Raw genomic sequence first — 15,154 nt, 5'->3', positions numbered from 1 at the left:
CAACCATACTCATCTACGTTTATGGAGTATCTGAAAAAGATTTAGAATCTGAGTGTAGCAGTTCGGTATGAAAGTTGATGTGGGAAGCCTCCATAACGTTAGTTTTTCAGGCATCGGCCGTGCCAGTCTAGAGCGTGAGCCAAGCATTCCCTATAACAGAACAGTGATCCTTGCAGAGACACGGGCTTTAGCTCGAGAAATTGGAAAAGTTGCCGTCACGGCGCGGGATCGTACCAAGTTTTGCATAGGTTTGGCGACTGGTTCATGCCTCGATTCCCGGCATAGTTGGTTCAACCGTTTGCTGCGGGGGGTGCCTATCGAAGAGCGCCACTATTGGATCGGCACGCTTTATACTTTGATGCTTCCGGTTAAGGTGCGTCGTTCGCAAGCAACCTACTTTACTCCTCCAAGCGTGGCGGATGCAGTGGTTGACCTAGCTATCGACGCAGGCTTTGACCTTGCAACAGACAGGATCCTTGATCCCGCTGCTGGCGGGGCTGCGTTCTTATCAACGATCGCAGGACGGATGGCCTCCGCCGGGCTGGACACCGCAAGTTGCGCAACAAGGCTCAGTGGTATCGAAATAGATGCTGGACTAGCTCTGCTCTCGCGGCACCTAATACGCGAAAGACTCGGAGCTCCCATCGTTGGTGCAACAATCTCCACCGGCGACGCGTTGCGGGTCAAGATTTCCGACGAATACGGCCTCGTAATCGCAAACCCACCTTACGGTCGCGTTGGACGTACCGAGGTTACCGGCGACGGCTGGCGCAAAGTTGCCCATAGTGGCCACATTAACAAGTACGCTCTCTTCACCGAACTCTGCTTTAAGCACGCGAGGCCCGGCGGTATTGTCGCGCTCGTTATTCCGTCCAGTTTTCGAGCCGGCCCGCTCTACGACCGTATGCGCTCCTTTATCCGTTCGCAGGCCGAAGTACTCGCTGTCGGCTCGATTGCTGGTCGAGACGGTGTGTTTATCGATGTGGCTCAAGATGTCAGCGTTCTGATTGCCCGGAAAGGCAAACCACACAACCCTGCTGCGCCAGTCAAATTCCCCGAAGTCGGGCCAATAACGCAGACTTTTCCAGCCATCGAACAGCAACTGCCATTAGAAGCGGCCGAAGCCTGGCCTCTTCCGGCGATAGACCCAAGCTCGGTCGGTGGCGCCACGCTCTCCGACTATGGAGTGCAAGTGCGCTCGGGATACTTTGTCTGGAATCGCGAGAGAGATCGACTTGTAGACAAGCTGGGAAGTGGACAGTGTGGTTACCCACTCGTGTGGGCAAAGAACGTCCGCCCCCCCGAGTTTTGTCGGCCGGCTGGTAAGAAAGGTCTGGGCACCGACTTCGTGACATTCACTGAAGAAAGTACAGCCGTCATTACAGCAAGCGCTGCCGCTGTCATGCAGCGAACGACAAACGACAAACAACCGCGCAGGCTCGTCGTCGCAATGGTAGATCCGGCGGTAATTTCGAAGTGGGGCGGTTTCGTAAGCGAGAACCACACGATCGTATTGACGGCTAGCGATCCTAAGACACTGGCGCTAGCAGTGCGGCTTCTGAATACAGCTGCCGTGGACCAACGCTATCGACGCGTCTCTGGCACAGCCGCGGTATCCGTGAAGCTGCTACGTCAGCTTGACCTACCTTCGCGCGCTGCTTTCGCTGCGGCACTCACCAAAAATGATGACGATGCTGAAGCAGCCGCCTTTGCCGCGTACAAGTGCTTGGCGGAAGTTGAATGAATATGGCCCGAAAACGTCATTTCCAGAAACCTACGCGGACGGATCTCGACGACCGGGCTGAGCAGCGCCGCAAAGCGCTCAATAAGCGGCAGAAGCTGCTGTCGAAGATGGCTAAAACAAGTGCGGCCAAGAAGCAGAGTGCAAAGTCAGCAAAGAAGGTAGTGCCGGAGCGCCATCGGCGTGATGTTGAACGCTACATGGCCGCTCTTGCCGCACAGCCATTCTATCAAATTGGACAACTCGAAGTAGCGGAAGTTACGCCAGCATATTCAAAACTTGTGCGATCTGCGGCAGAGGTCGCTTCCGACGGTTCGGTTCAGGTTATCATGCCGTGGCCACCTGTGCGCGTGTCGCCATCGGCGATCTCAGGTTTGCTTGTGTTGGCGGCAGTCGGCAGCGCCAAAGCCGAGAAACTTGTCTTTCAAAACGGGACGGAGTTGGGTCGGCGTCGAGCTGATAAGGTACGTGCGGTCGTATTTCCATATGCTCGCAGCACTCACGCCCAGGCGAGACAGGTTCTGATCGGACGAGACACAATTGGCGAGGTCAACTTCGAGCATTTGAAGCGGTACATTGGCGGTGGCGACGACGCTGCTAAAGACTATCATCAAGTAATGACCCGGGTCCGCAAATTGACGGGGCGCACAACTGACGGTCGTAACTTCAACGAGTTCAAGCATCCCATCTTAGACGAGATTATTCCACATGCTTCACCGAGAGGTGAGCGTTCGTCTAACAGCACACTCCTTTGGCGGACCCGCTCTAAGACGGACATTGCTCGGCATAGTCGAACCGGGAAAGCGGACGATCCATCGAAAGCAGATTTTTTCCTTTATACGCTGCGCCCTAGCACGCGCCTTCGTTCCGACCTAAAAGCTATCAAGCCAAGTCCAGACCTGCTCATTCTCGATATCACTCGCAACGCACGTAATCGGCTGGGTTGGGATTGGGTTGACAAAGCCGCAGAGCTTGTAGCGTGCCTACGTGAAGTTCACCCGGAAACAGGCATCCTCGCCATCGCTGACGATCCATGGACCTATCGCACAGCGAGGTTCGACATCCTGGGCAAGCGGCCGCTGAAGCCAAAAGGAAAGTTGATCCCGGCACCGGGCGAAGTCGTGTTTTCTGAGGTGCCGGAGATAATCCGAACCGCGGCAGTTTCTACTTCGTCGTTCGAAGGAGGGAACCGGATCAAGGTCGATGGATTTTTCGGAGATGCGGGGCACCGCATTGAGGCGATTCGGCGACTGGCCAACAGTCTCTCTGATAAGGGCGATCCGCAGGGTGCAGACACCGCACGCAGTGTAATCGCGACCGTCCGTCGAACAGCATCGCTGCCCGGATCGCTTGCAGAGTTAAGCCGATTTCTCGAGCGAGAGACCTCCACAGCCACGGCAAACGATCTATTATCAGTCTATAGAGTTACGGCAGATCTTGCCACGCTGAACGATCCCAGAAGCCTTGCCAGCCAAATCGATACGGAAGAAGGCGACCTTGCCTCAGCTCGCAGCTTGATGAGCACTTTCGATGTCGCGACGCCGATGTCCTCACTTCTAGAAACGGCGTTGGGGCCTGCATTGAGAGCCAGTTCAAAGTCCATATTCGTATTCCGGTCAGATTTGGTGGCTGAATTTGCTGCCGACCGCTTGGGCAACGCAGAGCCGAAACTGACTCCAAGGATTGAGTCCGAATTCATTCGATTTGGAGGTGAACGTGTTCTCAAGACTGTCTCAGACCTACCTGCGGCGGCACGAAACCAGTTCAAGCGGGTAGTGATCGTCGCACCGACGCGGACCGCAATCCTAACGACTTTAACACAGCTATGGCTGCCAGAGGATGTAACCGTTCTGGCCGATGCGGATACGCTCGCGTTTGCTGCCCGGGACGCAAACCGGCTTGCTGACGAGATCAACATTGAGCAACTCGCAGCCCGCCTACGTGCCTTCGCGACCCAGGCGAATTCGCGGGTGGAAGAGATCGGGAGGCACGTGGTTCGCTTTGAGATGCCGACTGATGACGTCGAGTTTCCCAACGGAGCTGTGGTCGACCTCAGCGGTAGTGCCAGGGGTGAGCGCAACCTCATCCAAATAGCCCTAAAGAATGGTCAGCGTATCATCGCGCGGAACAGCACTCCGATCGTGCTCCGCGAAGACGGTGCCGCGACAACTTCATTCGTCGAGCGGCCAGCGTCTCAAGTTAGAACAGGCGACGAAGTATGTGTCATTGGTCATGGTTTCATCGAGCGCGCACGCACGCTCGTAAACATTCGCGCAACAGCTGCCGAGGAGATCCGCGACTACCATGAGTTGGTCACCCAGCGGGTTGCCGCGATGGCTGAAGCGACGATCATCAGCAAGCTAAGATCTATTGTTGCCGCTATGGGAGAGCCCGCCGTGGCGCCAGAAACTGCACGCTATTGGGTCGATCTTGCTGATGAAATTGAGAAGCCGTTGCATGACGTGGTGCCGCACGCACCGCAAGACGAGAAGACGTTTATGCGCTTCGCCGCTGCGCTGGGAATTAGCGAACGTATGGCCGCCAATTTTTGGCGATGGGCCGTCTTGGCACAGCGGTCGCACCGTGTTCGCTACGGCAACGTCTTTCATGACGCGTTCCGTGGCATCCTTACTGACCCACACGCAGCCGTAGCCAGCAACCGCGACCGCACCGAGCAGATCAGAGAGCTTAGATCGATGGCCGAGGAACACGTCGCCATCGTCGATAGTGTCCAGAGGTACACCGCGCAATGAAGGGAAAGTCAGACAAAGAGCTGTCGCTGGTCGACATTGAATTGAAGGAAGCGGTTTGTGACGCACTGGTAAATACACTGGTCAATCGTGTCACTGGTGCCGATGAGCGTGGTCGTAATCTGTTTGGCGGCTCACCCCGCAGGGAAATCTTCGCTGGTCAACTCCTCCCACGCTTCGATGTTTCAGGACAGGACGACGAAACGACAGACATCCGTATCGCAGCCTTGGGAATCGACATGGTTGCCCTCGCAAATGCCACCGGGACCATACGAGCGACACCTCGATTTTCGGTCTACCTCAGGGTCATTCCCGAATGGTCGGATCTATTGGCCGGGGGCGGAGATCTTGAGTTCGACTTTCGGCTGAAAAGGAACATTCAGCGGCAAATCGACGACGCAATCCGGACAGAGCGTATCGCTGCCCTTCAGTCGGCAGGCGTCGACAAACCCGATTGGAAAGGCATGGACGAGACAAGGCGTGCAAAGGTTAGAGCGACGCGCGCACAAATCCTCTCTGAAGTCCGTCGCAAAGCTTACGCTGCACACGGCATCAAGTTGCTTGCTGAAGATGCGGTATCGGATGATCTGTCGGAGCTGCCAAATCAAACGCCCGACAGCGATCCAAATACACCTGACGACATCAAGCCAGCTGTACCACCCATCGCCCGGCTCGTTCGCGATCAACGGGAACTCCCTCTCAATCTTGTCGATCCAGCGCCAATTCCGGGTAAGTGGACGCGTCTGGATTTGGAGTTACCGACGCTCGAGTTCAACTGCGACGCATCAGACGACGACTTGGCATCGACGGTCGATATTTACAATCGCGCGCTCGGCGAAGCGGTTGCGGGACAGCTCGAGACCTGGGTCGCCGACGCTGGCGCTAAAACCGGATGGCGGGACGTGCCCGTACAGCCTGGCGACACGCTCACTGAGGAAAAATGGCAGTCGGCAGTGACCGCGCTTTCCAGCCGACCGGTAGACCGGAACCGGATTATGCCCGACCTTTCCCGCGTCGTGGTTAAGGTCGAGCGCCAGCGTGATTTTCTTGACCCGAGCGTCGTATCGATGCGCATAATGCTCGACAATCAGTCGTCTGAGCTTTTGCCACTCGACTCACGTGGTCGTTGCAACACGATATTCAACTCTGGACTTAGTATTGAGTTGCCCGTTGCGGCGCACCGACCGCTTCGCCTCGACCGTGTCGAGCCGTCCTATCGATTCCGCGAGCACCTCGACTATCCGGCGATCGGCCTTAACTGTGGCGTACACGCATATGAAGAAGACGCGAATTTGTACATGCGTACATCATGCGCGCCAAGGTTCGTGCAGCCAAGGATAGTCGCGCGCAACCTCAACTTGCCTTACCAGTTCGCTATCCTCAAGGATCCCAATTTCGACGCATCGAAGCTGCTCGCTTTACCACGTGAGTACAACAGCTGGATCGATAGCCAAGAAGCAAGGCTCAAAGGCACAGTGGCTGAAGGGTTGGAGCCGGATGATGCAGCAGTGGAGAAGGAGCGCTTCCGAAAGGATTTGGAGGCTCAGCGCGCCGAGGCGTGCTATATTGAACGTGGCGTTGAACTGCTAATCGAGTCCAAGAAGTCGGCAGATGCTCTTGCCGCAGGAGATGGTGGGGATCGCCGCGTTTTGGAACGCCGCGCCGCGCCTTGGCGCGCTTGGATCATGACGAACGAAGCTTTTGCGCTTCGCGACCATCCAGATTTGAACCGTGGTTGGCGCCTATTTCAAATGGCGTTCGTTCTCGCTCATGTGCCTGTGTTTTCCTCTCGGATGGAGGAGTGGCGCGAAGCCCACGATCCGCTACTCGATGAGGAGGGAGTGAGCTTGCTTTACTTCCCGACCGGCGGTGGTAAATCCGAGGCGTTCTACGGAACACTGCTGTTTGCGATGTTCCTAGATAGGTTGCGCGGTAAGAACCGCGGAATCACCGCGATGATCCGCTACCCCTTAAGACTGCTAACCCTGCAACAGGCACAGCGTCTTTTGAAGCTGGTCGTGAGAGCCGAGATGGTCCGCAAGCGTCATAACGTCGGTTCATGGCCGTTCGAGATGGGTTTTTGGGTCGGCAGCCAAAATACGCCCAATCATTACCGGGCTTTCAAGGCAGATATCCCGCTTACCACCGATCTTGATCACACAGACGACAGTGGTCTCGACGGAGAGACCGGCGACGATCAGGCACGTGACCGTGGTCGGCGATACGTCGATGCTCGAGAGGCATATGACAAGATACCCGACTGTCCGGTGTGCGGAAAACCTACCGGCTTGCGGCGTGACGAGCGTGATGGGCAATACGGCCGACGTGCTGTGATCCTCTGCTTTAACGATAGATGCGATTGGAACGTCGTCCACGGCGGGCACCATCCATTGCCATTTCTTTTCACCGACGATGCGGTCTACGCACGGGCGCCATCAATTGTCCTCGGCACAGTCGACAAGCTGGCAATGCTTGGACAAAACACCAGTACGATCAGTAAGGTGCTGGGCATGTTTGGTCTTGCTCGCAGGATCGACCATCAGGGCAACCTTGATAATCCGCGCAGCGAAGCGGACTTGAAGCGGGACCCTACATCCGACCGCTGCTCAAACATCTATCCAGCCTATGCCGATGGGAAGCGCATCTTTCACGACCCATTCCCTTCGCTCATCATTCAGGATGAGGCGCACCTGCTGGAAGAGAGCCTCGGCACATTCAGTGGCCTGTTTGATACGCTGCTCGACACCACTCTAGAAGAAATTGCCGAAATGGCAGGCGATGAATTGGGGGTAGCTCGGCGCTGGACCGGCGACGGTTGGGGGGCGCCTCGCATGCCGAAGATCGTGGCGGCGACTGCAACAATCTCAGCCCCCGAAAGGCAACTTGAGACGCTCTATCAGCGTATTCCCCTGCGTTTCCCTTATCCAGGTTCGGATCTCTACCACTCATTTTTCGCTGAGCCGGCCGCGCCTCCCAGAGAAAACCTCGATAGGAAAGCACTAGCGAACTCACTCCCGTTCGCTCAGGCGCCGGAGGCCACTGCACCTTGGATGCGCGTCTACGTCTCGCTGATGACCAATGACTCCACCCACACGGTCACAACGGTCGGAGTACTCGCCGCATTTCATGGTATCATCACAGATTTTTGGGATGGCCTATTGGATGGCGCGCGTCGCGCGCAGACGATCGCCATGATGCGGGCGGCAGTCTCGCCGAGGCGCGTAGGCGACTGGCATCGGGCGGCAATTGATCGTGCCATCGCGGAGGGTCGCGAGGCTGATGTTTTGGCACTTATCGACTTGCATCGCATCGCTCTTGCCTACGTGACCAATAAAAAAGGCGGTGACCAGGTAATCGACGCTCTAGGCGCTGCGGTTGAGCAAGAGCATCGTCGCATCGGTCGTGCCAATGCTGCGTTCGACAGCCGTCTTATCTCTGGCGGCATCGACATGAAAGACATCCAAGCAGTGATGGAGGCGGCGGATAGGTCATATTCCTCGAAAGATTATCCAGACGTGGCGGATACCGTCCGCAACGTTGTAGCAACTTCAGCGATTAGCCATGGTGTTGACGTCGACCGGTTCAATAGCATGTTCTTTGCTGGGCTTCCCTCTGACATTGCCGAGTACATTCAGGCTTCGAGCCGCGTGGGCCGTACACATGTAGGTTTCGTTATGCTGCTACCTACGCCGCAAAACCGGCGGGACCGCTACGTTGTCGAGACACACGATGTATTTCATCGCTTCTTAGAGCGCATGATTGCTCCGCCTGCGGTCGAACGCTGGGCCGAAAATGCAATCAAGCGGACCATGGCGTCATATATTCAAGCATGGGTGATGCTGCGGGAGGCCCGTGAGTTCATCGAGCAAGACGACAACCGAAAGTTCGAAGTTGCGCACATGGATCAAGTCAGCCGACTTGCCGCTCTGGAGAAGCGCGACCATCTCGCTTTCACCAAGGAACTTGTCTCCTTCATCCTTCGAGCTAGCGGTTTCGTCGGGAAGAGCGCTTCACAACTCGGAGCGCCGCCCTACGATGAATTCTACCGCGGACTTGTCGACAATCAGGTAGAAAAGTTCGCCCGCCATATCTCCGGTTTGGCTACGATCTCCAGCCTACGGGACTACTGGGACGACGTTCCGGTCTTTAAGCCTCCGATGACATCGCTGCGCGATGTTGACGAGGCTGGCTATATCGTTGCGGCAGCGCGAGATCCTTTGGCGCGAGGCAAGAAAACGGAGGTCGATCGTCGCGATCTCGCCAAGGTAATGAAGGCGATAAGGACGCAGCGCGGCAGTGCGTCGGAACTAGATGACGATGGAGGTCGCAATGGTTGATAAAGGCAGCAAAGATTGGCGCAAGGCGTCGAACCGACGCCCCTCCGCACTCGGCGCTATGCGCACCGATCCCGACCCGTTGGAGCCTCCAACAATGTCGCGTTCACGGGTGCAGATTGCCGGCGCCTACGCACCCGGCGTTTTGATGACTTGGGAGGGTGGTAAGGGCATTTGCCGCTCCGTCCCAATCGCCAATTTGGCGAAGGACCTGAAGCCTACGACCATGGAGTTGATCTTCGAGAACCTGAATGATGCGGTCACCAACTGGCGCAATAGAGTAACCAAAGTTCTGCCTGATGCGCTGCCTGAGCTGGTTCTCGACATTCCGTTTCGAGACTCGAAGAGCGGTGAGGCTAGGGTTCAGCGTTCGGATTTCCAAATGACGAACCCCGATAGAGTCGGGTACGTTCCATATCCACTCCTTTACCGCTGCGGTATCTGTGGGTCGACACGTGAGTTCGAGAGTGTCGCTGATCAAGCGCGGCAGCCACTACCGAGAAAATGTAATGGGCACGAGGCTCGCTGGACTCAGGTGGATGTCGTCTACGCTCACTGGTCAGGCGACATCGAGCCGCTCAGCCCTTTCAACTACAACTTTGATCCGCAAACTGGCGCCGCGCGACAAATCAGGACCTGCACCTGCGGTTCATCCAGTTTTAAGCTGCGCAACACTGCGCCAGTGTTCTCGGAATGGCGTTATGTCTGTGAGGGATGCGGCGAGACACGGTCGCTCAAGAAAGCTAACCCCGAGGTGTTAACCCGGCTCCAGAACCAACAGAACGAAAGCGGCCGTCAATTCCAGTGGATAGAAGTCAACATGCTCCCGGTGTCGTACCGAGCGAACTCGACGTTTTATGTCCAACGGACCAGCTTCATTGTGTTCGAGGACAGTGCGGTCGTCGAGTTGATGACACCTCGGCGCCGCGATGGTCTGATCTCCCGGCTCGCCCATATCCACAATATCCCATTTGCCGAGCCATCCGATGACTTAATCCGCGGGAGCGTCGAAGCCGAGGAGACTCGTGCTGGCGAATGGGAAGAGTATGAGACTTACCTCGGAATGGCCCAAAAAGCGGAAAAAACCGGACGCACCGACGCGGCACGTCGACATCGCGAAAGCGCTGATGCGCTTCGAGAGGATTGGTTCGCTAACAACATCGTTGAGCGCGGCAAGCTTGGTAGCCCCGCAGTTCTGCAAGCAATTGCAGTTCGAGACGATTGGACTCAACGCTATGATCCAATTCGGCTGACGATTCAGCATGACGCGTTTGTGCGAGAGCACATCGGACAAGCGATGTCGCGACATGCTGCTGTCGACGTGTTGAACCCAGATGTTGCACTCACTGACGTTGTAAACGATCCTACTCGCAAAGCTAAGTACCAAAAGACCGTCGGAACGTTGCTCGGCCATTTAGGTTTCGAGCGCCTAGTACTGATCCGTGGACTACCGATCTGTGAGTTCAGCTTTGGCTATACCCGGGTTTCCGCAACGCCGATTTATCAACGCGAGCACAACGGTCAGCGCGTCGATATGCCGGTCCGGCTCAAAGCATTCGACCAGTTGCCGGTCCAAGGCAACAAGCGGCCTATCTACGTAACCGAGCAACTCAACGAAGCACTTTATTTCAAACTCGACGAGGACCGCGTCAAACGCTGGCTCGATGTGAACCAGATTGTCGACGTGCCTGACAAGGATATTGGGCGCGCGTATCTCGAACGTTACGAAGACTTCGGGCCTTTCCTCGAGGCCTTCAAGGACCGAGAGGGCTCCGGCGGATACCCTCGGACGCTACCCGCTTATGTGTATCTTTTGCTACATACACTTTCGCACCAAATGATGCATTCGCTTGCTGATACGTCTGGCGTGGACCGGGATGCTATCGGCGAGCACATTTTTCCGGCTGATCTGTCTTTCGTCATCTATCGCAAGGGGATGACGCCTGATTTGGGAAGTATCTCGGCGATGTGGCGCAACTACTACGAGACGTTTCTTAAGAGAGCTCTGGATCCTAGGACGCTGCGCTGCGGATCGGGCAGTCTGTGCGACGCTCGTGGCGGTGCTTGCCCCGCTTGCATCATGGTGTCAGAGGTCAACTGCATTGCTTCGAACCTGTTACTTTCGCGAGCCGTGCTGAAGGGGGGCAAAGGTCCAGAGTGGGAACCGAGGACAGCACCAAACCTAGTTGGTTTTCTCGACCCTCGCCTAGCTTAATGTCGGATAAGTTTTCTGCATCCCCAAAGACTACTGCCCGCCTGGTCGTAACTATGCCGCCAGAACCAAGTCACCTCGCCGATGCGCTCGCCGCGAATATCGCGAGCGACTACATTGCACTTACGCGCACCACGGACGCGTTTCAGCACTTGGCCAGCATAGCAAGTGAGCGGCTAACGGTCTTGATCCCATACATTGACCGTGTGGGTGCCGCTTGGGCAACAGAGCTTTTCGAAAAAACCAAAGCGAAGGAAAAGATACTGATCTTGCGGGATGCGTCACAGCTACGCAGTTGCGGTGCTGAGCAGACCCGCGTGGAGGAAAGTGCTACTCAAATACTCGACTATGGCGGCGACGATCTTTCCAGTGAGACCTTCCATGCAAAGATTGTTCTGGCTGACGGTGTGGCCGCGTACGTAGGGTCGGCAAACTTACTTAGGCGATCAAAGTCGACCAACCTAGAGTGCGGCATGCTAGTTGAGGGTCCAGCGGTCGGTGCGGTCAAAGTACTCGTCGATGCTGTGACTTCTATTTCGAATGACCTCAATCAAATCGGCAAGCCGTGAGCTGGAGAGCCAATCCGTGCTTCTCATTCTTAGACGAGCAACCGATGTTGTTCGCCCTCCCTATGAGAAAAGAACGACGCGCAAATGGTACTCAGCGCGGTTGACAAATACTATTGGTCCAAGACCGGTACCCATCAAATTGCTCAACCGATTGTTGTACATATACAGCGAACCACTATATTTGCCGTTTTCAGGAAAAGAAAACGGCGACTTACAAGGAGCAATTCAATTTGGCAAGGCAGACAAAAACACTTGAGTATAGGCGTGCACGTTTCTTGAATGATGGGCAGAACCTCGAAGCGCTGGTGCGGCAGGCATGGGGCCAATTTGGTACGCAGGCCGAGAGGACAATTACATTCAGCGATGACAGGTCAAGCTGTGGGCTCAGGGCAAGGGACTCAAACGGCAACGGGTTGGCCATTCATTGCGGGCGCTATACGGATGGTCAGGGCGTTGGGACGATCCCAACCGTTCCCGCCGCAGAAGTGGAAGTAGGCGAACGCGCTCCAGCTCCGGGCGAGAACTTCCTCAACTCTGATCTGATGGCGCTCATTTCCGGCAACCACGTCATCTGTATGAACTGCGGTCGCAATGCAGGGTCATTGCGCATCTATCTGCAACAGCTTTTCCGAAAAGCAAATCTGCCCGATGAATCTCGTCAATTTGAGCTTGTCCGCATTGGCAGCCCCGACAAGCTTGCTATCATTGAAGCTGTAGGTGTCAAGAGTATCGACCTTGAGGTAGACATCTCCGAAGCTACCGCATTTGAGCTAATCGAAGGCGACGGTGGTGGCGGCATGTGGCAATCCATCAAACAGAACTTTGGTGGAGCCTTTGCGGCGGTCACGGCCCGAGATGAATCCGTCGAACAGCTGCGAACCGCCGAACGCGGCACCGTAAAGGTGTCTATCAACGTGCCCAAGGCAGATCTTGAAACTGCAAAGCACGGGCTGGATGACTTTGCAGAGGAAGTTGTTGAAGATGAAGATTCAGATGCTTTTGTGATTCACCTCCGAGACGGAGCCACCATAAAGCCTAACGAGGTTTCTGTTCGTAAAAAGGTCAAGCTTGAAACCGCGGCCAACTCTGTGAGCGTCTTTCAAGCATGGGATGCGATGGAGGCCTACATGGTTGAATTGGGTGAAAGTGGGCAGCTAGAGGCATAAGGTGGAGACTTTGGGTCGAACGGATTGGTGGAGGTTGGTGCAACTCGTTGTAGCCATCGGCCTGTCCTGCTTTATTGGGTACCGATTTCAGCCAATGGTCGCTAACAACCCCAACGCCGTAAACACGGTGGTCACCATCTTTTCAATCCTCGCGGGCTTTCTAATCGCTGTCATAACGTTCATTGCCGAGCCGACGCTGCAGCAGGCCCGGACGTGGGATGAGTTGCAACGGATGAAGGAGACGGTCCGGCGGAAATTGATCCGCCAAAAACTGCTGTTCTTCCTATATTTGCTCACCCTAGGTATTGCTCTTGCGATGTTTCTCACGCCGCCTGCCATGCTCGAACTACTCAAATGGCTGCAAACGGCATTCCTGGGACTGGCCACATTCGTCTTCCTGGCGTCGTTTTCACTTCCCGGTTCACTTATGAAAATTCAAATGGAGCGCTATGAGGCCGCTTTAGAGGGCTCTCGGCCCAAGGTCATCACTGACGCGAAAAAAACTGCCGAGCAAGCCAAGAAGCGAAAGAGGTAGTTACCGCCCTTCGCCCAGCTCGCCGGTAGGTCGATGCTGATGCTGCTAGTGACCAAGAACCGAAGCAGCACCTGAATGTTTGCGGCGACAAAGTTAGTTACTCAATCCTTTGGCGCAGCGAACTTTCGCTTCTTATTTGTTGCGAGACTTTTGGGCTAAAATCTCATCCTCTTGACGTTCAGAAAAACATACCTTATTTTCTGACGTTGAGTTGAACCATGATCACATCGAGAATCAAACAACGCATCCTCGGAAAGGGCCGAGGCGCCATCTTCGCGCCGTCGGACTTCCTCGATATCGGATCGCGCGCAAGCGTGGATCAGGCACTTTCACGCCTGGCGGATCAAGGTGTGATCCGGCGGCTGACACGCGGGCTCTACGACTATCCCAGGCAAAGCCCGAGGTTCGGACTCTTGGCGCCATCCGCCGATGACATTGCGCACGCTGTTGCCCGGAAGGACAACCAGGTTCTGCAACCCTCCCCTGCCATGGCGGCGAACCAATTGGGTCTGTCTACCCAGGTCCCGTCCAATCCGACCTACATGACAGACGGGCCGACCCGAACCAAGAAGATCGGGCGGCAGGTGATCCAGTTCCGCAATGCCTCTCCGAAGACATTGGTCGGGGCTGGGTCGAAGACAGGCACGGTGTTTCAGGCGCTCCGCTATGTCGGCAAGGATCGTGTCGACGATCAGGTGATCGGCAAGATTGCCCGCTCGCTGGATGCCAGGGATCGGGCGCAGCTCGCAAAGCAAAGCCGACATGCCCCAGCCTGGATGCATCCAGTCGTCCAGCAGATCGTGGCACACGCCTGAGCATGGATCGGTTCGCAAACGATACACCTGAGCATCGTGATGAAGCCTTTGGACAAGCCGCGGCAGAACTTGGCTTTGCCAAGGCCATCGTCGAGAAGGACTTCTGGGTCTGCTGGTCGCTCCAGCATCTCTTCGCCCTGCCCTCCTTTGGCGATCACCTGATCTTCAAAGGAGGCACGTCGCTTTCGAAGGCTTACGGCGTGATCCACCGATTTTCCGAGGACGTGGATCTCTCGCTCGACCGCACCCAACTCGGGTTTGGGGGAGATCGCGATCCAGAGAACTCTGACCTCTCTAGCGGCAAACGCAAATCTCTGCTGCAAGACCTGCAGGAAGCCGCCGAGGCCACCGTCGCCGGACCCTTGCTTGGAGAGATCAACGCGGTTTTCTCCGCAAGCCTCGAACAGCCCTACTCCCTCACGATTGATGCGGACGACCCACAAACCGTGCTGTTCGCCTATCCCTCGCTACGTGCCGACAGTGACAGCTACATCCAACCGGTCATTCGGTTCGAGTTTGGCGCGCGTGGGGCACAGCTCCCGGCTGAGCAACGGCCAATTGTGACTTACGTCCAACAAGCCTTTCCTGATCTGCCCGGGTTGAATGCTGTCGATGTCCGAACTCTCGGGATCGAACGAACCTTCTGGGAGAAAGCGACGATCCTCCACATGCTCTTCCATCAGGATGCAAAGAAACCACTCGCCGACCGAATGTCCCGTCACTACTATGACATGGCCCAGCTGATCGAACATGATGCCAAGACGCGCGCGCTGGCCGACATCGGCCTCCTCGACGAGGTCGGTCACCACAAGTCGATGTTCTTCAAGGCGGCGTGGGCAAGATACGAAGACGCGAAGCCAGGATCACTGCGCCTGCTTCCAAACGAGACGCTCGAGGCAGCCCTCCGTCGGGACTACGCCGGGATGCGCGAGATGATCATGGGCGATGCGCCGAGCTTTGATGACGTGATGAGCGCGATCGCGGCGCTGGAAGCCGAAATCAATACGCCCTGATTGCGACGGTCTTGTCGAT

The 15,154-nt window shown here is 56.0% G+C and carries 9 protein-coding genes; all 9 read left to right on the top strand.

Features of this window, described 5'->3' with window-relative positions; genetic code table 11:
• Window positions 1-67: 67 nt before the first annotated feature.
• On the top strand, window positions 68-1,744 hold the full coding sequence (locus GKC28_RS18015; protein ID WP_174148402.1) for a class I SAM-dependent DNA methyltransferase: 1,677 nt from the start codon (window positions 68-70) through the stop codon (window positions 1,742-1,744).
• Window positions 1,741-4,494 carry a hypothetical protein gene (locus tag GKC28_RS18010; protein WP_217434137.1) on the top strand — a complete coding sequence of 918 codons (2,754 nt, stop codon included), beginning with the start codon at window positions 1,741-1,743 and terminating at the stop codon, window positions 4,492-4,494. Before GKC28_RS18015 ends, GKC28_RS18010 begins: the two co-directional genes overlap by 4 nt.
• Window positions 4,491-8,828 carry a DEAD/DEAH box helicase family protein gene (locus GKC28_RS18005; RefSeq protein ID WP_174148401.1) on the top strand — a complete coding sequence of 1,446 codons (4,338 nt, stop codon included), beginning with the start codon at window positions 4,491-4,493 and terminating at the stop codon, window positions 8,826-8,828. The genes GKC28_RS18010 and GKC28_RS18005 overlap by 4 nt, the downstream gene beginning before the upstream one ends.
• Window positions 8,821-11,040, top strand: coding sequence for a hypothetical protein (locus GKC28_RS18000; RefSeq protein ID WP_174148400.1), 2,220 nt, complete (start codon window positions 8,821-8,823; stop codon window positions 11,038-11,040). The genes GKC28_RS18005 and GKC28_RS18000 overlap by 8 nt, the downstream gene beginning before the upstream one ends.
• A complete protein-coding gene (locus tag GKC28_RS17995; protein ID WP_174148399.1) occupies window positions 11,040-11,606 on the top strand; it encodes a phospholipase D-like domain-containing protein in 567 nt (188 codons plus the stop codon). Before GKC28_RS18000 ends, GKC28_RS17995 begins: the two co-directional genes overlap by 1 nt.
• A gap of 230 nt (window positions 11,607-11,836) precedes the next feature.
• The gene (locus tag GKC28_RS17990) at window positions 11,837-12,772 is read left to right on the top strand and encodes a hypothetical protein (RefSeq protein WP_174148398.1); all 936 of its coding nucleotides are present in this window, start codon (window positions 11,837-11,839) and stop codon (window positions 12,770-12,772) included.
• A gap of 37 nt (window positions 12,773-12,809) precedes the next feature.
• A complete protein-coding gene (locus tag GKC28_RS17985) occupies window positions 12,810-13,307 on the top strand; it encodes a hypothetical protein (RefSeq protein WP_368041144.1) in 498 nt (165 codons plus the stop codon).
• 218 nt (window positions 13,308-13,525) lie between these two features.
• Window positions 13,526-14,122: a DUF6088 family protein gene (locus GKC28_RS17980; RefSeq protein ID WP_174148397.1), complete on the top strand. Its 597-nt coding sequence runs from the start codon at window positions 13,526-13,528 to the stop codon at window positions 14,120-14,122.
• Window positions 14,123-14,124: 2 nt separating this feature from the next.
• Window positions 14,125-15,135, top strand: coding sequence for a nucleotidyl transferase AbiEii/AbiGii toxin family protein (locus GKC28_RS17975; RefSeq protein WP_174148396.1), 1,011 nt, complete (start codon window positions 14,125-14,127; stop codon window positions 15,133-15,135).
• Window positions 15,136-15,154: the final 19 nt, after the last annotated feature.

The sequence above is a fragment of the Leisingera sp. ANG59 genome (genome assembly GCF_013317235.1).
Lineage (GTDB): Bacteria > Pseudomonadota > Alphaproteobacteria > Rhodobacterales > Rhodobacteraceae > Leisingera.
Note: the sequence above shows the minus strand (reverse complement) of the source record. Positions and strands in the feature narration are given on the sequence as shown.

Excerpts from the sequence above, each read along its gene's own strand:
- GKC28_RS17975 (WP_174148396.1), top strand. The coding sequence starts at position 14,125 with ATGGATCGGTTCGCAAACGATACACCTGAGCATCGTGATGAAGCCTTT.
- GKC28_RS18010 (WP_217434137.1), top strand. The coding sequence starts at position 1,741 with ATGAATATGGCCCGAAAACGTCATTTCCAGAAACCTACGCGGACGGAT.
- GKC28_RS18005 (WP_174148401.1), top strand. The coding sequence starts at position 4,491 with ATGAAGGGAAAGTCAGACAAAGAGCTGTCGCTGGTCGACATTGAATTG.
- GKC28_RS17980 (WP_174148397.1), top strand. The coding sequence starts at position 13,526 with ATGATCACATCGAGAATCAAACAACGCATCCTCGGAAAGGGCCGAGGC.
- GKC28_RS18000 (WP_174148400.1), top strand. The coding sequence starts at position 8,821 with ATGGTTGATAAAGGCAGCAAAGATTGGCGCAAGGCGTCGAACCGACGC.
- GKC28_RS17995 (WP_174148399.1), top strand. The coding sequence starts at position 11,040 with ATGTCGGATAAGTTTTCTGCATCCCCAAAGACTACTGCCCGCCTGGTC.
- GKC28_RS18015 (WP_174148402.1), top strand. The coding sequence starts at position 68 with ATGAAAGTTGATGTGGGAAGCCTCCATAACGTTAGTTTTTCAGGCATC.